Annotated in this window: 16 protein-coding genes and 1 pseudogene; 10 read left to right on the top strand and 7 right to left on the bottom strand. The window is 65.0% G+C overall.

From position 1 onward, the window contains the following. Window positions 1-1,227 precede the first annotated feature (1,227 nt). The gene (locus NBW77_RS19305; RefSeq protein ID WP_131744710.1) at window positions 1,228-2,502 is read left to right on the top strand and encodes an ABC transporter substrate-binding protein; all 1,275 of its coding nucleotides are present in this window, start codon (window positions 1,228-1,230) and stop codon (window positions 2,500-2,502) included. A gap of 172 nt (window positions 2,503-2,674) precedes the next feature. Here the strand turns inward: NBW77_RS19305 and NBW77_RS19300 are convergent, their stop codons facing one another. The 3 genes from NBW77_RS19300 to NBW77_RS19290 form a co-directional block, all read right to left on the bottom strand. Continuing rightward, window positions 2,675-3,694: an NADPH:quinone reductase gene (locus NBW77_RS19300; RefSeq protein ID WP_250280112.1), complete on the bottom strand. Its 1,020-nt coding sequence runs from the start codon at window positions 3,692-3,694 to the stop codon at window positions 2,675-2,677. 164 nt (window positions 3,695-3,858) lie between these two features. Further along, complete coding sequence (locus NBW77_RS19295; protein WP_131744711.1) at window positions 3,859-4,092, bottom strand: metallothionein; 234 nt, start codon at window positions 4,090-4,092, stop codon at window positions 3,859-3,861. Window positions 4,093-4,215: 123 nt separating this feature from the next. Then, window positions 4,216-4,626, bottom strand: a complete 411-nt coding sequence (locus NBW77_RS19290) for a gamma-glutamylcyclotransferase family protein (protein ID WP_250280111.1) — start codon at window positions 4,624-4,626, stop codon at window positions 4,216-4,218. Window positions 4,627-5,094: 468 nt separating this feature from the next. On the opposite strand from NBW77_RS19290, the gene mqo reads away from it, so the two are divergent. Next, entirely contained in the window at window positions 5,095-6,771 is a 1,677-nt protein-coding gene (gene mqo / locus NBW77_RS19285) for a malate dehydrogenase (quinone) (RefSeq protein ID WP_250280110.1), read from the top strand. A gap of 239 nt (window positions 6,772-7,010) precedes the next feature. Here the strand turns inward: mqo and NBW77_RS19280 are convergent, their stop codons facing one another. Next, window positions 7,011-7,592, bottom strand: a complete 582-nt coding sequence (locus NBW77_RS19280; protein WP_131744712.1) for a hypothetical protein — start codon at window positions 7,590-7,592, stop codon at window positions 7,011-7,013. A 714-nt stretch (window positions 7,593-8,306) separates the two neighbouring features. Here NBW77_RS19280 and NBW77_RS19275 point away from each other — a divergent pair. Together NBW77_RS19275 and NBW77_RS19270 are read left to right on the top strand one after the other, a co-directional pair. Beyond that, window positions 8,307-8,681: a hypothetical protein gene (locus NBW77_RS19275; protein WP_131744713.1), complete on the top strand. Its 375-nt coding sequence runs from the start codon at window positions 8,307-8,309 to the stop codon at window positions 8,679-8,681. Continuing rightward, on the top strand, window positions 8,678-8,917 hold the full coding sequence (locus tag NBW77_RS19270; protein ID WP_131744714.1) for a hypothetical protein: 240 nt from the start codon (window positions 8,678-8,680) through the stop codon (window positions 8,915-8,917). The genes NBW77_RS19275 and NBW77_RS19270 overlap by 4 nt, the downstream gene beginning before the upstream one ends. Before the next feature lie 67 nt (window positions 8,918-8,984). Here the strand turns inward: NBW77_RS19270 and NBW77_RS19265 are convergent, their stop codons facing one another. Both NBW77_RS19265 and NBW77_RS19260 read right to left on the bottom strand, forming a co-directional pair. After that, window positions 8,985-9,173: a hypothetical protein gene (locus NBW77_RS19265; protein WP_207386741.1), complete on the bottom strand. Its 189-nt coding sequence runs from the start codon at window positions 9,171-9,173 to the stop codon at window positions 8,985-8,987. A 16-nt stretch (window positions 9,174-9,189) separates the two neighbouring features. Then, window positions 9,190-10,029, bottom strand: coding sequence for an amidase family protein (locus NBW77_RS19260; protein ID WP_207386742.1), 840 nt, complete (start codon window positions 10,027-10,029; stop codon window positions 9,190-9,192). 163 nt (window positions 10,030-10,192) lie between these two features. On the opposite strand from NBW77_RS19260, the gene NBW77_RS19255 reads away from it, so the two are divergent. The 3 genes and pseudogenes from NBW77_RS19255 (at window position 10,193) to NBW77_RS19245 (ending at window position 12,940) form a co-directional block, all read left to right on the top strand. Continuing rightward, a complete protein-coding gene (locus tag NBW77_RS19255) occupies window positions 10,193-11,047 on the top strand; it encodes a pentapeptide repeat-containing protein (protein ID WP_250280109.1) in 855 nt (284 codons plus the stop codon). Window positions 11,048-11,496: 449 nt separating this feature from the next. Beyond that, window positions 11,497-11,760 (top strand): annotated as a pseudogene (locus NBW77_RS22905) (transposase domain-containing protein); the annotation flags it as partial. A 172-nt stretch (window positions 11,761-11,932) separates the two neighbouring features. After that, complete coding sequence (locus NBW77_RS19245; protein WP_207386744.1) at window positions 11,933-12,940, top strand: transposase; 1,008 nt, start codon at window positions 11,933-11,935, stop codon at window positions 12,938-12,940. Window positions 12,941-13,125: 185 nt separating this feature from the next. On the opposite strand, the gene NBW77_RS22590 is transcribed toward NBW77_RS19245, so the two are convergent. After that, window positions 13,126-14,235 (bottom strand): MFS transporter, encoded by a 1,110-nt coding sequence (locus tag NBW77_RS22590; protein ID WP_207386745.1) that lies wholly within the window; start codon window positions 14,233-14,235, stop codon window positions 13,126-13,128. A 169-nt stretch (window positions 14,236-14,404) separates the two neighbouring features. On the opposite strand from NBW77_RS22590, the gene NBW77_RS19240 reads away from it, so the two are divergent. From NBW77_RS19240 to NBW77_RS19230, 3 genes are all read left to right on the top strand, one after another. Next, on the top strand, window positions 14,405-14,977 hold the full coding sequence (locus NBW77_RS19240; protein WP_131744716.1) for a hypothetical protein: 573 nt from the start codon (window positions 14,405-14,407) through the stop codon (window positions 14,975-14,977). Window positions 14,978-15,960: 983 nt separating this feature from the next. Next, the gene (locus tag NBW77_RS19235; RefSeq protein ID WP_207386746.1) at window positions 15,961-16,383 is read left to right on the top strand and encodes an RIP homotypic interaction motif-containing protein; all 423 of its coding nucleotides are present in this window, start codon (window positions 15,961-15,963) and stop codon (window positions 16,381-16,383) included. 18 nt (window positions 16,384-16,401) lie between these two features. After that, window positions 16,402-17,813 (top strand): DUF7779 domain-containing protein (locus NBW77_RS19230; RefSeq protein WP_349817050.1); only part of this gene is annotated, 1,412 nt, incomplete at its 3' end.

Genomic DNA, 17,813 nt, shown 5'->3' with positions numbered 1-17,813 from the left:
GCTACCGGGAGGCCGAGGTGCGCGCGCTCCTCAAGGGGGTCCCAACCGTGGGAAGCGAGGTATAGCTCCACGTCGATGCGATCGGACGCATCGGATCCTCCTTATCTTCGCCGCCGCGGTCCGCAAGTGCCGGGTTCGAGATGTCTCCGGTTCCTTGAGATGCGATCAGGCTAGGGCCAAGGAGGAGGTCGGTACGACGGTTGCCCTAACTGGAGGCAACGGTTGTGCTTCTGATGTGTTGAGGCCACCGACGGTGGGGGCGTCTCGGTATGTCCAGGCGTCTGCGGGATCTTCGACTGGAAGGCGGGTGCCTCTCAGTCGAAGATCTCCACCACCAGAGGGGTCGCAAACCATGATTTCCCCCCTTCCGGGGATCAGTACTTGCCCACCAGGATCCTGACCGGCTTCCTCGCCCCAGAAGATGCTTGCCGTCCGGGTGCGGCGGGACCGCGGGTCCGTCGTCGGCGGGCACGCGAACCCGCCGACGTCCACGGAGGGTGTCGGCGACGGAGGGTGTCGTAGACAGAGGGTGTCGTAGACAGCCCACGGACAGATGTCGCAGTGTCAGGTGCTCGGATCGACGCTGGTCATCTTCAGAGCGCTCGAGGACAGGATTGTCGGGCTCGCGGCACCCGTCCTCGGGCGCTCTCATCTCGAGTCACCGTTTACCGGGGCCGGCTGGCAGTCGGGCCGTATCGTCTGGATCGGCGTGTCGTGTCCACCGTGTCGAGTTTCTGGGCTTCTTCCGCCGTTGGGGTCCACCGTCTGGCCGCATCCAGCCGCAGGCTCGGTTCGTCCCCGGCGAAGGCTGCTCCTCTCCCTCGTTGCCAGTCCCTCGTTGCCAGGCATGATCGGGCTGCCTGGCATGATCCGGTTCTGTCTACGCAGATCCGTAGTACCTGTGCCGTGGATGCTGTCGGGCCGGTTCCCCGGGAGCGGCCGTTTCGACCGGGGGATATCCACACCCTTGAGATGAATAGCGGCATGTGGTAGCAAGGATTCCCATTCTGATGTTTGAGCTGTATATGACGCTTCCCGGAGATGATCGTCTGTTTGTCGAATTCACCCGTACTCCACTCCGGGAGTCAATTAGAATATATCAGTAAATATCGGACAATCGGTTGATTACCCATCAAGGGTCACGCCGGCGGGCTTGCCGTCGTCTGGCCATCGGTACTGTCACCCGATGCCCATGAAGGCCGGTCCGCTGCTTCGAGGAGAAAATTGATGATCCCGTTAGGCCGTCGGGGTACGGCATCCTTGCTTGTTGCCGGTGCACTCGTTGTCGGCGGCGCAGGTTGCGGTACCGGCAGCACGCCAGAAAACGACGCGGCAGCAGCAACCCACGAGGCCGGTGGAAAAATCAAAACGAGTGCAGGAATTTCAGGTAGCGTCCTGACGCTCGGCGTGCTCACTGATCTTTCTGGCGTTTTCAAGGGACTCGCGAAGGACCTGACCGACGCGCAGCAATTGTACTGGGACCAGAAGAACGCCACCGGTGGCGTGTGTAATCGTTACAGCGTCGTGCTGGACGTCAGGGACCATGGATACAACACGGACCGCGCGGTGGAGATCTATAGCGGGATGAAGGGCAAGGTCCTTGCCATCGAGCAATTACTTGGTTCACCGATGGCGACGAAGCTCGGGCCGTCGATCGACTCCGACCAGATCGTGACAATGGCCGAGACATGGGCTCCTGCTCTCACCGACAACAGGTACTACATGATTGTCGGGGCAACCTACGATATACAGATGATCAATGGGATCGACTATCTGATCCAGCAGCATAAGATCAAGGATGGCGGCGCGATCGGCCACATTTATCACAACAGCGAGCTGGGGATGAGCGCGTTGCTCGGGTCCACCTACATGGCCAAACGGCATGGGCTTGGTCTCGTTGAACAGAAGATTGATCCGAACCAGGCCGACATGACTGCCGCTGTCACCGCACTTGCGGCCAAGAAAGTGACCGCTATCCTTTTCACCGGTACCCCGGCGCAGACTGCCGCGGTGGCCAGCACCGCGAGCAAGGTGGGACTTGACGTTCCGATTCTCGCCAGCAATGTGAGCTTCGCTCCCAGCCTGCTTACGGGTCCGGCCGGCCCGGCACTGAAGAAGAACCTTTACCTGGTACTGCCGTCCGTCGGTTTTTCCGAGGCTGGGGCACGGGAGGTACATGACGCCTTCCTCGCTACTCACGTTCAACAGTCGCCAACTCTCGGTGTGGTCGACGGCTGGTCGGAGGCCGTGGTTATGGACCAGCTCCTGGAAAAGGCGTGCAGTAACGGTGACCTGACCAGAGAGGGTCTGCTCGCGGCGAAGAACAGCTTGACCCGCGTCGAGACCGGCGGCCTTACCCCGCCGTTGGACTACTCCCAACTCGGCACCTCACCCACAAAGGCAAGCTATGTCGGGCGGGCCGCGGACGTACCCGGTGGTATCACGGTGGTCGGCGATCTGATCGAGAGTTCGGATGTCGGGCTTTACAACCGTTCCAGATAGCCCTTTTCCGCCAGCGCCGGTTTCCTTCGTGGGAAACCGGGAACAGCACAGGAAGAATCATGGTCGGCGGGGTTGTCGGCTGTCCCTGCGGGAACCCTGCGGCCGGTTCTTCCCGGCTCGGGCCGCGGACACTCGCGTTCACGGCCGAGACAGGTGGGGTTGAAGCTGCCGGTCAGGAGATGTCGATGAGGACCTTCCCGATCGTATTCGCCTCGACAGCGGCGTGCGCGTTCGCGGTTCGTTCGAGGGAGAAGTGATGCAGTGGCAGGCCGGCATCCTGGCCGACGCGGAGTGCCCCGGCTTCCACGGCGGCGGCGACATCCGCGACCGCATGCAGCTTTGCCTGCTCGGGCATGGTGTAGACGAGGATGAACTGCCAGCGGGCGTTGGGGACCATCAGCGGTCGGATGGGCAACACGAGCTGGGCGCCGTCGTCGGCGTACACCGCGACGACCCCATAGCGGCCGACTACTGCCGCATCCAGCGCAGCGTTGCGGGCGGGGGAGACCTCGACGACGGTGTCGACACCGTCCGGTGCGATCTTTCTGATGGCGTCGGTCGCGTCCTCGGCGCGGTAGTTCACGACGTGACGGGCGCCCGCGGCCCGTGCGAGGTCGGCCTTGAAGTCGCCGCTCACCGTCGTGATCACGTCCGCACCGGCCCAGACTGCGAGCTGGATCGCGGCGTTGCCGACCGCGCCGGCGCCGCCTGCGACCAGGATGGCGCGGCCTGTGTGCGTGCCTGGGCCGACACGGTCGGTGCCATCGCCGGTGACCGTGAGGCAGCGGTGGGCGGTCAACGCGGGGATGCCGAGGCTCGCGCCGAGGTCGAACGAGGCGGTGTCGGGCAGTGGCACGGCGTGGCGCTCGGGGAGGACGACGAACTCCTGCGCAGTGCCGTCAGCACGTCCCCAGGCGGCTTCCCAGATCCAGACCCGCTGACCGTGGCGATCCGGGTCGACCCCGGATCCGACCGCATCGATTGTTCCTGCGCCGTCCTGGTTCGGTACGACCTCGGCAAACGGGAGCGGCTGGCCGGGCCCGCCGCCGCGCCGTGTCTTCCAGTCCGTCGGGTTGACGCCGGAGCGGTGCAGACGGACCCGTACCTCGCCCCGACCCGGCTCCGGGACCGGGCGATCGGTCAGGTACAGGACGTCCGGATCACCGGTGACCGAATGCACGACTGCCTTCACAGCCGCTTCAAGTCATGTCATCGCTGTCTGTATTCCCGGCTCTACGAAGTGTTCACCGGTGCGGGTGACCCAGGCCGGACAGGACGCGGGTCCGGGCAAGCCTCCGCGTCCGCCCGTCACTCCTACCCCGACGTCAGGTCGGTGCACCGCTGGTCTGACGTCCGCTATGCATGGTCGCGAATCTCCGTTCTGCCTGCCGCACGGGCGCAGTGGGCGCAGCAGAAGAACTGCCCGTTGGTCTGGGCGCCATGCCCGGAGATCTTCACCCCGCAGTGGTCGCAGATCGGGGCCATTGCGTGGATCGCGCATTCGAAGCTGTCGAAAATGTGCACGGCACCCTGGGCATGTACCTCGAAGCTCATCTCGTAGTCATTGCCGCAAACCTCGCAACTGGACATTCCGACCTCCTGTTGTCGTCGCCTCGACTTCTTCCTCCCCGCTGGTGCGCGGGCTCAAAAGGAGGGTGCGGCACCGGCGGGAGGGGCTCCGACCACCGGGTAGTCCTCGTGGAATGAAGCCCGTTACCACCGAGCGACGTCGAAATGCCGACGCCAGGAGTGACATCGGTCGAGGTAGGCCGGTAGGTGGTGCTCGGCGAAGACATCGGGGTTCCACGTAGTGGGTCCGACTGCGGTGGGGTCTGTGTAGGTGTAGGTCCATGCGTGGTCGCCTTCGGTGAGGGTGATCCGGGTGAGGGCGTACTCGTCGGTTTCGAAAATGTCGAGTGTCTGCCATTCGTCGGCGGTGAGGCCTTCGATGAGGTTGCCGTTGGTGCTGGATCCAACCTGGTGGACGAGGGCCGGATAGACCCGCCCGGGTAGTGCGGCGGCACGCCAGCCGTGGACGGTCGCAGGCCGACGGTGGGGGTCGCGGTCGATGAGGATGCGGACGACGTCAGGGAAGAGCAGGGTCCCGTAGACGAACAGGGGCACCGGGTTCGCCGACGCAGAGACCATCCGGCCGGCGGTCGGCAAGGTCGGTCGGGATGAATGTGCGTTGCAAGGCGGCATACAGAGTTTCTCGCACGGTGGTTTCCCGCACGGTGGTTTCCCGCACGGTGCCGACGGGTGCGTGCCGCCGGAAGGATCATCGGCTGCTGCGGGCCGACCACCGGGTGCAAGGGGGGCGGCGGTACGTCACCGGCGGAGTTCCTGCCGGCTCGGCCATCCGGACTATCGACAGCCACCGTTTTCCCCTGTCAGAAAGGCACTCCGCCCTATTTACCTGCCGTGTCGGCATGCCGACCGGAAACTCCTACGAAAGCACCAGGTTAGAAGCATGTAACAATTCGATCTCGTAATTGCCCGTTCTAGCGGTTCGGTGATTGTGGCACAAGTACATCATCCCAGCTCACGGGGCATCCATGCCTTCACCCTGCCGTCGATCACCCATATCAGACGGTGGTTGCCGGACCAACGGAGTCCTGTCGTCGCGTGATTGAGGCCTCACCACCTCACTTATACGTGCGTATGGCCGAGTTGTGCGATGGAATTGCGCCAGGGCGAGAATCGCGAAAGAAGGCCGAGAGCTACATGAATGCGCAATCACCCACCACAGATAGCGTCCGTCAGGGCACTGATGTCGTTCTCATTGGCGCGGGGATCATGAGTGCCACGCTCGGTACTCTGCTGCGCAGACTCCAGCCGGACTGGTCGATTGACGTATACGAACGACTGCCCGGGGTGGCCGAGGAGAGTTCGGATCCGTGGAACAACGCGGGCACCGGTCACGCGGCACTGTGCGAGCTGAACTACACCAGCGAGCGTCCTGACGGCACCATCGACGTGCAGAAGGCCATCGCCATCAACGAGCAGTTTCAGGTAAGCCGGCAACTCTGGTCACACCTTGTGGAGGACGGGACCCTTTCCAACCCGGAGACCTTCATCAACTCGACGCCACACATGACCTTCGTTCGAGGGGCGGCGGACGTCGACTTTCTCCGCAGGAGATACGAAGCACTGAGCGGGGAGCCGCTGTTCTCCGCCATGGAGTTCAGCGACGACCCAGCGGTGATCCAGCGTTGGGCACCGCTGTTGATCGAAGAACGTAAACCCGGCGAACCCATCTCCGCAACCCGTGACATATCCGGAACCGACGTGGACTTCGGCTCCCTGAGCCGCCAGCTCTTCAGATCGCTTGAGTCGTCCGGCGTCAGAATTCATCTCAATCATGAGATCACGAGCCTTACGCAGAATCCCGACGGCACCTGGCGGCTGCGGGTCCATAACAGCAGGAACGGCCTTGACAAGGACGTCTCCGCGCGGTTCGTTTTCGTCGGTGCCGGTGGTTGGGCACTGAAAATTCTACAGAAGTCACGTATCCCCGAGGCCTACGGATTCGCTCTGCTGCCCATCAGCGGACAGTTCCTCCGCACCGACAACCCGGCACTCGTCGCCTTGCACCATGCGAAGGTATACGGCAAGGCGCCGATCGGAGCGCCGCCGATGTCGATGCCGCATCTCGATACCCGAATCGTCGACGGTAAGGCATCGATCCTGTTCGGTCCCTACGCTGGATCGAGTCCGAAGTTCCTCAAGTACGGCTCAATCTTTGACATGCCGAAATCCATTCGTTGGCACAACATCATTCCCCTGATCGCCATGGCCAGGGACAACATCGCGCTGGTCGCTTTGCTGGTGAACGCATTGACGGCAACCCGGAGGAAGAAGATCGCCGCGCTCAGGGAATTCGTTCCGAGCGGCACTGTGAAGGACTGGCGGATCATTACGGCCGGCCAGCGGGCGCAGATCGTGAAGAAGGACCCGGAGAAGGGGGGAATCCTCCAGTTCGGAACCGAGGTGGTCGCCTCGCGAGACGGCTCCATCGCCGGAGTTCTCGGAGCTTCACCCGGTGCCTCCACCGCCGTACCGATCATGCTTGATCTTCTCCGGCGCTGCTTCCCTGACCGTTATGACGCATGGCTGCCCGTGCTGAACGAAATGATCCCCACCCTCGGCCGTAGACTCTCCGACGATCCCGAATTCGCGGCGCAGACGATGGCCGCGACCGCGAAGACCCTTCATCTCACGGAGATCCCTCGACCCTTCCCTCACCGGTCTGTCGGTTTCGCGGGCTAGGGCCTGTTTTCGGAAGTCACGAAGCCGACCTACGCCTCGCTTCGCGAGGTCCGGATCGGCAACCCCGGTCCGGGTTGCCGGCCCAGGTAGAACACCACTACCTGGGCCTTCTCCACGGATCCGGCTCATTCACCGTCCAATTTGGCGCCGTGAGTCGTCAGCGAGGGCGAGGTGCCCGGCGAATCAGAAGATCCGGCGACTTCCCGAGATCGGCAGCGACGGTTCTGCCTCGCGGCGGCTCACGGAGCACTGCCGAAGGTCTGCTGACCGCCGGGTGCACTGCCGAAGGTCTGCTGACCGCCGGGTGCACTGCCGAAGGTCTGCTGACCGCCGGGTGCACTGCCGATCGACGACGTCGGAGCACGCCCCAGGCAGACCGGGACGCCGGGAACTGACTTGTTCTGGCCGCCCTGGCTTACCGCGGTTGCGGGCAGGAAGCCCCAGCCGTTCTTGAATCCGAAGGCGTTGGGCCGGCTCGCGTCACCCTGGGTGTACAGCCACCAGGTGTTGGTGTTCCCCTGGATAACCGGGTTGGGACGGCCCTTGACCTGGCAGACAACCCATACACGGGATGACCGGTACATGTAGCCGCTGTCGTCGAGCGGGTTCGTGAAGCTCTTGTCAATATTTCCGTACACGGGTGAGCCCACGTACGTACTGCAGTAGTAACGGTACTCGTAGCGCTGCCCGGCGTAGTCCGTGACGGGTCGGTGTGCGGCGGAGCAGGATTCCGCAGCCTGGGCGGGCTGTGCAACCACGGCTGCCATCGGCAGTGCCAGGGCTAAGGGAAGGATGGCTCGTAGCCGTGCGCGGCGTGTCATGACAGATTCCTTTGTGGTGACGGAAGGCAGGACCGGATTGATGTCGACTGGGTGTACCGCGTTCCGGTCGGTTCGGATGGCTTATCGCCTTCCCAGCCGCGGCTAAACTCAATATCGCCGATTAAACGGTCAAATAAACAGCCAACGAAACCCTGACGACCGGGTTGCTTTCGCCAACCCTATCGCGATCCGCGGATGGGGTCAATCGGTCATAACGACGTGTCGATAGGGTGCGGCTTTGTGGAGTTCCGGCTGTTGGGGCCGGTGGAAGGGGAAGTGGTGGGTCGCTCTCGTCCGAGGTTGTGTCAGCAACTGGTGTCGAGCCGCTGTCAGGTCCCTTGGCCGGGGTTGACGGGGTGCGGGAGTGGCTCATACCACGGCTGGTCTGGAGGTCAGCGGGCGGTCTTGGTGAGACGCCTTGGCCTCACTCGACGCCGCGGGCCTGATCGAAAAACGGAGGAGTTCGACGGGGAACGGCATGATGAGGGTGCTGTTACATCTGTCGCGGCGGCCTGCCCGATGCCGATCACCTGGATCGAGATGAGGGCCTGAGGTCAATGAAGATCGACACTTCGGCTCGCGCGGAAACTTGGCGTAGTCTGAAAATGACCGGGAATCTTACGAACGTCGCCCGAAGGTCAGCGTCGTTGCCGGTCCTGGCCATCCGACGGTGCTCGCAGTCGGGGTGAGGCGGCCGTCGTGACGATGGGCCAGATGATTTCCCTTCTTGAGCAGGCCAATCTTGGCCAGGTCGACCTCGACCGGTTCGCCGACGACGGGGGCGCTCCTTCTCTGTCACGTCCCGACTTCACAGGTTCCGACCCCACAGATATCCGCACACATGCAGCCGATCCGACCTCCGGATTCAGCGGAGACGAACTGCGCGTGTCGCTGGCTCCGGTCCGCGGCCAGGGGTCCCTCGACGGAGGCTGGCGGCCACGGACCCTGGGTCCAGCTAACGAGTTTCCCGACGCCGCCGACGTCGGCCGGGTGGCCACCTCGAACCTCGAGTGCGCCGAGGCCGATCGTCCAGCACCGTGGCTGCCAGGCGTAGCCGGCTACCGCGCAGAAGGCGGAGGCCAAACATGACTGACAGCACAAGCCTCGACGCGATCGCGCTGCGCTTGCTCACCGCGCAGCGAGCCACCCTTGGCGTTCGCCGCCTCGCCAACGCGGCAGTCGAACTCGGGGAACCGGTCGACGCCGCGGGCGTCAATGCCATCCTCGCCGAGTTCCGCCAGGCATACCGCGAGGTGCACGAGGTGCTCGTCCACGGCGATCCCGCCGACATCGTGTACCTGGCCGCGCAGTTAGGCCAGGTCTGAGCCAGTGATCTCCTGGCCGCTCGCCCAAGAATCCTGACGCACGACACCTTCCAGGAAGCTCGCGGGTTCACCCCTGGCCTGTTGGCTTCGCGATCTGGTTGAAGCAGAACCTCCCACGGTGTTGGGCGTCGATCGCGGCGAGGAGGTCCAGGGCGGTGCTGCTCCGCGTCTCGCCGAGGATCTGGCAGGAGACGGCTTCCAGCAGGGGGGAGGGTGGGTGAGGCGCCCGCAGAAGTGCCGCGCCGGTGGAGATCACAGCGAGTGTCGATGCCTCAATGATGTCGTCCGTGTCGACCGCCGGGGCCGCCTCGATGACGGTGTGCCCGATCCACTCGAGCAGCTGCCCAGTTGCGATCGCAATGTTGGTGACCTGGGCGTCCACCGGCGTGCCCGACCACGGCGCGGTCATCAGCGCGATCCGCACGCAGTTCGTCGACGTAGGGCCTGGCCCGCGGCGCGGTCGGGTACTTGTCGCCGACCGGCGGCGCGCTCACCGCGTCAAGCAGGGACGCCAGGTCACGCACCGACCTGCAGAGTCCGAACTCGGCGACCTGCCCGAATCCCGCCTCACCGACCAACGGGCCGCACGGAGTGCGGCCCCGGCTGGACTTGAGGCCGAGAAGCCCGCAGCATGACGCCGGCACCCGGATCGACCCGCCGCCGTCGTTGGCGTGCGCGAGGGGCACAGCCCCGGCCGCGACCAGCGCCGCGGCACCACCGCTGGACCCGCCGACGCCACGGTCCAGGTTCCACGGGTTGCGGGTCGGCCCGTAACGCACCGATTCGGTGGCGAGGTTCAGGCACAGCTCCGGAACGGTGGTCTGGCCGAGTGTTACCAGCCCGGCGGCCCGGAAGCGGACCATCAGATCGTGGTCGTCGGTGGCGACGGCGCCACGGATGCCACGGCTGCCCAGAGTGAACCCGGTACCGCGGGCGAACGGCCCGCTATCCTTGATCAGAAAGGGCACTCCGGCCAGCGGACCCCCCGGATCGCTCGCCAACGGCTCGTCGAACAGAGGGCCTGTGAGCGCGTTGAGGTCCGGGTTGACCTGGTCGATCGCGCGCCGGGCCAGCTCCTCCACCTCCGCCGGCCGCAGCTCGCCGGCGCGCATCAGGGCGCTCAGCCCGACCGCGTCCAGACGGGCGTACTCGTGGAGCTCCAGCTTTCCCTCCTGTCGCGGCGAAGGTGGTGGCGCGCCGTTGGTATGCTGCCACAGTCCGCAGTATCACGGTCGACCGCGCAGGCCGCCGGCCTGTGGCAGGAGGTCGTGTTCCGTGCCCCGGGACCCGAAAGCCCCGCCAGTGATCGACATCAGCTCGCGTCTGACGTCCGACTGCAACCGGTGTTTCGGTCTGTGCTGTGTGGCGTTGCCCTTCACGAAGTCCGCCGATTTCCCGGTCGACAAGCCCGCCGGCCAACCATGCGCCCATCTGCGGGACGACTTCCGTTGCGCCACCCACTCACGGCTACGCGACCGCGGATATCGCGGCTGCACGGTCTTCGAGTGCTTCGGCGCTGGCCAACAGGTCTCCCAGGTGACCTTCGGCGGCCGGGACTGGCGGGACGCTCCGGAAACCGCGCCGCGGATGTTCCAGGTCTTCGCGGTCATGCGCCAGCTGCACGAGGTGCTGCGCCATCTCACCGAGGCACTTGGATGGCCGGCCGCCCGGCCGGTGTGGCGCGACCTGCGTGCCCTGCTCGCCGAGGTCCAGCGGCTCACCGCGGGTAATGCGCAGGATCTGCTCAGACTCGACGTCGCGGCCGTGCGGTCCCAAGCCGGTCCCCTGCTGGCGCGCGCCAGCGAGCTCGTTCGGGCCGGGGTACCCGGGCGTACCGTCAACCGCCAGCACGCCGACCTGATCGGTGCCAATCTGCGCGGTGCGGACCTACGAGGGGCCAGCCTGCGCGGGACATATCTCATCAGGGCCGACCTGCGCGACGCCGACCTGCGCGAGGCCGACCTGCTCGGCACCGACCTGCGCGACGCCGACCTGCGCGGGGCCGACCTGCGCGGGAGCCTCTTCCTCACCCAGGTTCAGGTGAACGCGTCGAAGGGGGACATGGGCACCCGCCTGCCGACAGCGTTCGCCCGTCCCACGCACTGGCGCCGGACAGCGAATTCACCCTGAGCCGATCAGGATGTAGCCACCAGCCGTTTGGCCGGCGGTAGATCTCGACGGCGACGTGGCAGTTTACGTGGCCACGGTGGTGCTGGAGGAAAAGCAGCCGGTGCCTGGACTGCGGGGCTGCCCGCAGCGACGGCCGGTCCATTCCGTCCAGGGATGTCCGTACACGTACTCTTACGTCCCCTGCGGTCCTCTGGTGTCCCTGGTCGGCGGCCGGCGTTGCCACACCTCACCCTCCCTCCACACGATCGATCGGCCCGGTTTTGCACCCCGTCTCCGGGCGTACACGGCCCGGCTAACTCCAAAGCCGTGTAGTTAGCGGGAGTGGCGGCCTGTCAAGGGTTGAGCTGTTGAGCGTGTCGATGCTGAAACGGCAACGGAGCTCCGCTGACCACTGAGTCAGTCATCACGCGTGTCATCACGGTCGCCGGGGCCGGTTCGCTCCCGGTCATCTGGGTGAACTGACCAGGATCGTGCCGTTCGAGATGGTCGACGCCGTGCTGGCGGAGACCGGGAAGGTCCAAAAGCGGGTGCGGGACCTGCCCGCGCGGGTGGTGGTCTATCTCCTGCTGGCCGCCGGGGTGCTGCACGCCGAGGTCGGCTGGCCGGGCGTGTGGCGTGAGCTGGTCGCCGGGTTGGACGGCCTGCCGGTAGCCACGCCGACCGCCGGCGCGTTGGCGCAGGCCCGCTGCCGGCTGGGGGTCGGCCCGCTGTGTGCCCTGTTCGACCTGCTGCGCGGCCCGGCCGCCGGACTGGCCACCCGCGGGGTGTGGTGGCGGGGACTGCTGGTGACCGCGATCGACGGCACGACGCTGTGCTGCCCGGACACGGCGGCGAACCTGGGCGTGTTCCGTAAGGGGCGGCCACCACGGCGGCACCGGCTATCCGATGGTCCGGCTGCTGGCGCTGGTCGCATGCGGGACCCGCACCGTGATCGATGCCACGTTCGGGTCGACCGCGCTCGGCGAGACCACCTACGCCTGCCAGCTACTCCGGGCGTTACACCCCGGGATGATCGTGCTGGCGGACCGGGGCTTCGATGGCCAGCCGCTGGTCACCGCGATCGCCGCCACCGGTGCTGACCTGCTGGTCCGGGTGAAAAACGGCCGGCGGCTCCCGGTCTGCTCCCGGTTGGCCGACGGGTCGTGGCTGTCCCGGATGGGACCGGTCGAGGTCCGCGTCATCCGCTGCGAGATCACGATCTCTACCAGTGCGGGACGGCGGACCGGGATCTATCAGCTGGTGACCACGGTCTGCGACCCGGTCTGCCCGGCCCGGGATCTGATCCGGCTCTATCATGATCGCTGGGAGGTGGAAACCGCCTACTTGGAGATCAAGTCGACGATCCTCGGCGGCCGGGTGCTGCGCGCGAAGACCCCGGCCGGGCTCGATCAGGAGATCTACGCCCTGCTCGTCACCTACCAGGCGTTACGGATCGCGATCGCCGACGCCACCCTCGCTCGGCCTGACATCGATCCCGACCGGGGCAGCTTCACGGTCGCTTTGCACGCCGCCCGTGACCGGCTTGCCCAAGCCGCGGACCTCTGGATCGAAGGTGGCTGGATCTTCGCTCAGCCGACCGGCCAGCCCATCGACCCCCGAGCCGACTACGAGGAATGGCGCGTTCTGCTCACCGAAGCCGGCGTACGCCCGGCGCGGCTGCACGACGCGCGCCACACCGCGGCGACGATGCTTCTGGTGCTGAAGGTCCCGACCCGCGCCGTCATGGACGTCATGGGCTGGTCCCAAGCGAGCATGGCCACCCGCTACCAGCACGTACCCACCGAAGTCCTGACCGGCATCGCCGATCTCGTCGGCGGCCTGCTCTGGCAGACGCCGAACCCGGACGACGAGGGGGACGACGGCGCCTCCGGCGCCCTGGCCCCGACGGCGTAGCGGGGGCGATTGAGACCAGGATTAAGATCAAAGAAGCCACCGGCGTGCCGGTGGCTTCTGTCTTGCCTGCATATGGCGGTGGGCAGGGGAGGCGAACCGCCGACCTTCCACGGATTTCCGCTAAGCGACCTCGAACAGCGCTGGCCGGCTTTATGTCTCAGCAACATCGATTTCGCGGGGATTTGCTATGCTTGTCGAGAAGGTGGTTGCAGCACAGAGGCTGACGCTGCAACCACAAGGACCAAAAACGCCGGTATCATTAGCGCAATACGAAGACCGGTACCATTCGCTGCGAACCCGATTACTACAGGGCCTCCAAGATTTCCGATGGTACTCATCCCGGTTATCACCGAAAGGCTCCGCCCACTTCGATTGGAACCGAGTCGGCCGGAGGCACTTACAACTTGAGGGGTCATGCATGAAATCCCGGCACCGACGAGAAAGAATCCTACTAGCGCAACGATCGGTTCCGACGCCAGTAGCGTCACTATCAGGCTTGTTCCTGCTATCAGGCCGCTAACCCGGACGAGTGGAACGGCCTCAAGACGTTCATTCAGTCTATCACCAAAGATGCGTCCGACTGCGACTGCGGATGAGAACGAGATCAAGCCGGCGGAGCCGATCCAGGTACTCCCCCCGAGATCGTCATGGAAGTAGACCGCGATCCAATCCGTCATTGCACCTTCCGCACACGCTGCGCAGGTGGCCAGCAGTCCCAATGCAAGAATCGCTCGCCAAACAGTCGCCGTGGAGAGGCCTTTCGGCTCGACCTCTCTGCGTACGTCCTCAACTGGGGATGACGGGAGTATCTGTCCGACTAGTATTGCGACGACGGCGAGGAATCCGGATACCAGGATAAAGGTCGGTCGCGCCGATAGGCCAATGTAGGCGAATAACCCGCCCAGGCCTGCGCCAACAATCGCGGCGAGGCTGTACGAGGCGTGAAATCCCGCCATGATCGGTCGATCATAAACCTGCTCCACCTGCACCGCGTGAGCATTCATTGATATGTTCAAGAAGCAGAGTGCAGCGCCAAAGAATGTGAGCGCAGCGGTAAGTGCTGCGGCGTTGGGGGCGAGTCCTGGGAAAATTAGCGCCGATGTTGCACAAGGAGCGGCCCAACGAAGGACTGCACGGCTACTGACGCGGTCAACGAGAAATCCTGCGGCCGGGAGCACTATAACCGTCCCGAGAGGAATTGCAAACAATGCTAGGCCGAGAGTTCCGTAGCCGAGGCTAAGGTCAGCCTTAATCGCCGGAATTCTACTCGCCCAAACCCCCTCTTCTAATCCCATCAAAGCAAAGAACGCTAGGACGCAGCGTCTCGCCAGAGATGCTTGCGATCCGTTACACATCGTCGACACGTCGTGATGATACCCGATTTGTCGGTAGACAGGATGATTGCGGCGTTATAGTTCCTGCGGCAGTTTTGCTGCTGCCATCGATCTTGCCTTGGGGGAGGCTATGGACATCGCAGCGCAGATCTTTACGTTGGCTGGTGTTGTACTCGGCGCGGCTGGATCGCTGGTGGGGACCACTCTCGTAGAGCGTTCGAGGTATCGGCGAGATATTGCGATTCGCTGGGATACACGTAAGTACGATACGTATTGTGACTATATAGGCTATATTGTCCACATGGCGCGAATCACCGGGCAGATAGCAGGGATGAGGGGCTGGGACCCAATTGCCGCCATGGCTGCGAGCGAAGAATTGGCAATAGCAGATTTGGACAAGGCGGAGCTTTCGCGAACAATTTCTTTTGAGCGGGTCGTTCTGCTTGGCGACCAACGCTGTATTGAAGCCGGAAATAGTCTGAATGGCGCTGTCTGGGCTATGGAATGGATCGCCCGAGGAAAGACACCCGGCTCGCCGAGCATATGGAAAGAGGCTACTGGAAGGCTTGTCCGAGAGCTTACGGCCTTCCATGAGGTGGCACGTGTAAGTCTAAATGTGCCACTGGCCCGCCTTGAGCGACGGATCGAGCTTCCCATTCCGTCGCCCGACCATGATGCCGAGCCTCGGACCGGCGCGTTGTAGCTACCCGGCGGGCGAGAGGAGTTTGCCGCTACAGGCGCTCCCGCCGCCGGCCCGGACCGCCACAGCGGCGGCCTGGTCGTCGTCCGGACCATGTCCCCGAGCCGGCTGCCAGTGATCCGGCTACCGGGCCCCGTGGACTACGAGGAATGGCGCAGCCTGCTCGTCAAGGCCGGCGTGCGCTTGGCGCGGCTGCACGACGCTCACCACTCTGCGGCGATGTTGCTCTTGGTCCTCCACGTCCCTACCCGCGCAGTCTTGGACGTCATCGTCCGGTCTCAAGCCGAGCATGGCCACCCGGTATCAGCGCGTGCCCACGGGCGTCCTGACCGGCATCGCTGAGCTGGATGGCGGCTTGCTCTGGTAGACGCCGAACCCGGACGACGGCGTGGCCGGAGTCGTGGCGCCGAACGGTAGGAAGAGGGGCAACTGAGACCAAAGAAGCCACCGGCGTCGCCGGTGGCTTCTGTCTTGCCTGCTTAAGGTGGTGGGCAGGGGCGGGGTCGAACCGCCGACCTTCCGCTTTTCAGGCGTGGCGCGTGGTCCCGTAGTGGTCCCCGGTCGTCCGTCGTGTCTGCTCAGGCAGCCTCGTCCGTCCGTGGTCGTCCACTGCCGTCCGCTGCTGTTGCCGTCAGCGTTGCCGTCATCCCGACTCGGTGGCAAGCCGACCCGCACCGCAGGCGCGCTCGGCGCGTCGAGGAGGGGGAAGCGGCGCGGCAGGATTTCTCCGATTCGGCCGATGTATGCACTCCGCGTAGAGACTGACCCGTAGCTTAAAAGTCATATTTGTGATGTTCGTGGAGGTTCACCGACGTTCGTCAGCTTGGATCGGCGGGCCTCCATCGTTCGTGGCCGTCCGTCAACGTCCGTTCACGTTGCTGTCAGCGGTTGCTGTCGCGGGCTGGGTATGGATGTGCCCGGGTTGATGGTCCTCGGGTCTGGTTGCGCCACACTGGGCAGTGAGACTGGTGCAGTCTGCGCTAGCCGTGAGTGCCGTAGCAAAGGGGGACGGGGTGGACCCGGTCAGTCTGGTGGTGGGTGCGCTCGCGGCGGGGGCCGCGGGTGGTCTGACGGAGTCGGCGAGTGCCGCGGTGACGGGTGCGTATGCAGCGTTGCGGGATCGGTTGCGCCGGTTGTTCACCGCTGATCGTGAGGCGGCCGGGGTGTTGGAGCTGCATGAGGGAAACCCGGACGTCTATCAGGAGCCGTTGCGGCATGTCCTCGCACGGAGTGGTGCGGCTGGGGACTACGAGGTGGTGGCCGCGGCGCAGTACCTGATGACGTTGCTGGATGCTGCGGGTTCCGCCGCCGGGAAATACTCGGTCGATGTCCGCGGCGCCCAAGGGGTCCAGGTGGGTGACGGGAACACGCAGACGAACACGTTCACCGCTCCGCCACCGGGAACATGAGTGGCAACGGTGGTGGGGATGCCGGGAGGGGAAGCCGACGGTCCGGGGAGTGTGGACGCCTCCGGTGCGCACGGTGTGCAGGTAGGTGACCACAACAGGCAGCAGAACCAGACGCAGCAGGTTCAGGTTGTCATCCAGCTCGGTGAGCAGGAACGGACCGTTGACGCCGTAGTGGCGCATCCTGGTGATGTCCACCGGCCGGCGGAGGTGGTGCGGGGTCTGCCGGTCTGGGGTGTGCCGGCCCGGTTGGCGCATTTCGTCGGCCGGGAAGCGTTGCTCGCCCAGCTGCATGCCCGGTTGGCGGTGTCGGGGTCGGTGGCGGTGACCGCGCTGGCGGGGATGGGCGGGGTGGGCAAGACCGCGCTGGTGGTGGAGTACATCCATCGCCATGCCGACGCGTTTGATCAGGTGGGTTGGGTGCCGGCCGACGAGCCGGAGCTGATCGGCGGTTTTCTGGCCGGGTTGGCTTCGGCGGTGGGGCTGCCGCACGATGCGGAGCCGGCCGCGGTGGTGGCGGCGTGGGCGCGCCTACCCCGGTCGTTGCTGGTGTTCGACAACGCCGACGATCCTGACACGATCACGATGATTAAGGGGCTTCGTCCGTCGCCGGGGGCGGGCCGGCTGCTGGTGACGTCACGGCGGCGGGGTTTGACCGCCATCGGTGGCACCGTGACGGTTTCCACGATGCGCCGCGCCGAGGCGATGCAGATGCTCACCGACCGGTTCCCGTCGCTGGAGCCGAGGGTCGCCGATCGGATCTGTGAGCTGTTGGGGGATCTGCCGTTGGCGGTGGAGCAGGCCGCCGGCTATCTCGATCAGACCGGTACCCCGCCGGGCGAGTACGCCGACCTCCTCGCCGACAAGCTCGGGGACATGCTCACCGAAGGGGATGTGGCTGACCGGCCGGGGGTCACCGTTGGGGTGCTGTGGGACCTGTCCCTACAGCGGCTGCGCATTGACTGCCCGGCCGCGGTGGAGCTGCTGGAACTGTGGGCGTTGTGTAACCCGGAGAAGATCCCTCTGGGCTTGTTTGCCGATCCGGCCGGGTTCGACGACGGATTGTTGAAAGAGGCGGCCGAGGACCGGGTGGTGTGGGCACGTACGGTCGGCGCGCTGGTCGGTTACAGCCTGGCCCGCCGTGACCGGGACACGGTGGACGTGCACCGGCTGGTCCAGGCCGCGACCCGCCGGGCCATGAGTGGTGAGGTACGACAGGTGCGGGCCGGTACCCTGATCAGGCTGCTCCGCGGCATCCTGCCCGAAGACATCATGCGGAACCTGGACGCCTGGCCGGTATGGCGGGTTTATCTGCCTCACGTCAGCGCCGTGCTTGGGTATACCGATCCCGACGCCACCGACGATGGCCTGTCCTGGCTGTGTGACCGGACTGGAACCTACCTGGGCGAACACGGCCAGCCGGCCGCGGCGTT

It is taken from the genome of Frankia sp. Cppng1_Ct_nod (assembly GCF_920656135.1).
Classification (GTDB): domain Bacteria; phylum Actinomycetota; class Actinomycetes; order Frankiales; family Frankiaceae; genus Protofrankia; species Protofrankia meridionalis.
The sequence above is the reverse complement of the archived record's forward strand: the minus strand, read 5'-3'. Positions and strand labels throughout refer to the sequence as shown.

Coding starts and splice junctions, on each gene's coding strand:
- NBW77_RS19270 (WP_131744714.1), top strand. CDS start 8,678: ATGACTGACAGCACAAGCCTCGACGCGATCGCGCTGCGCTTGCTCACC.
- NBW77_RS19240 (WP_131744716.1), top strand. CDS start 14,405: ATGGACATCGCAGCGCAGATCTTTACGTTGGCTGGTGTTGTACTCGGC.
- NBW77_RS19305 (WP_131744710.1), top strand. CDS start 1,228: ATGATCCCGTTAGGCCGTCGGGGTACGGCATCCTTGCTTGTTGCCGGT.
- NBW77_RS19260 (WP_207386742.1), bottom strand. CDS start 10,029: ATGCGCGCCGGCGAGCTGCGGCCGGCGGAGGTGGAGGAGCTGGCCCGG.
- NBW77_RS19280 (WP_131744712.1), bottom strand. CDS start 7,592: ATGACACGCCGCGCACGGCTACGAGCCATCCTTCCCTTAGCCCTGGCA.
- NBW77_RS19245 (WP_207386744.1), top strand. CDS start 11,933: ATGGTCCGGCTGCTGGCGCTGGTCGCATGCGGGACCCGCACCGTGATC.
- NBW77_RS19275 (WP_131744713.1), top strand. CDS start 8,307: ATGATTTCCCTTCTTGAGCAGGCCAATCTTGGCCAGGTCGACCTCGAC.
- NBW77_RS19295 (WP_131744711.1), bottom strand. CDS start 4,092: ATGTCCAGTTGCGAGGTTTGCGGCAATGACTACGAGATGAGCTTCGAG.
- NBW77_RS22590 (WP_207386745.1), bottom strand. CDS start 14,235: ATGGGATTAGAAGAGGGGGTTTGGGCGAGTAGAATTCCGGCGATTAAG.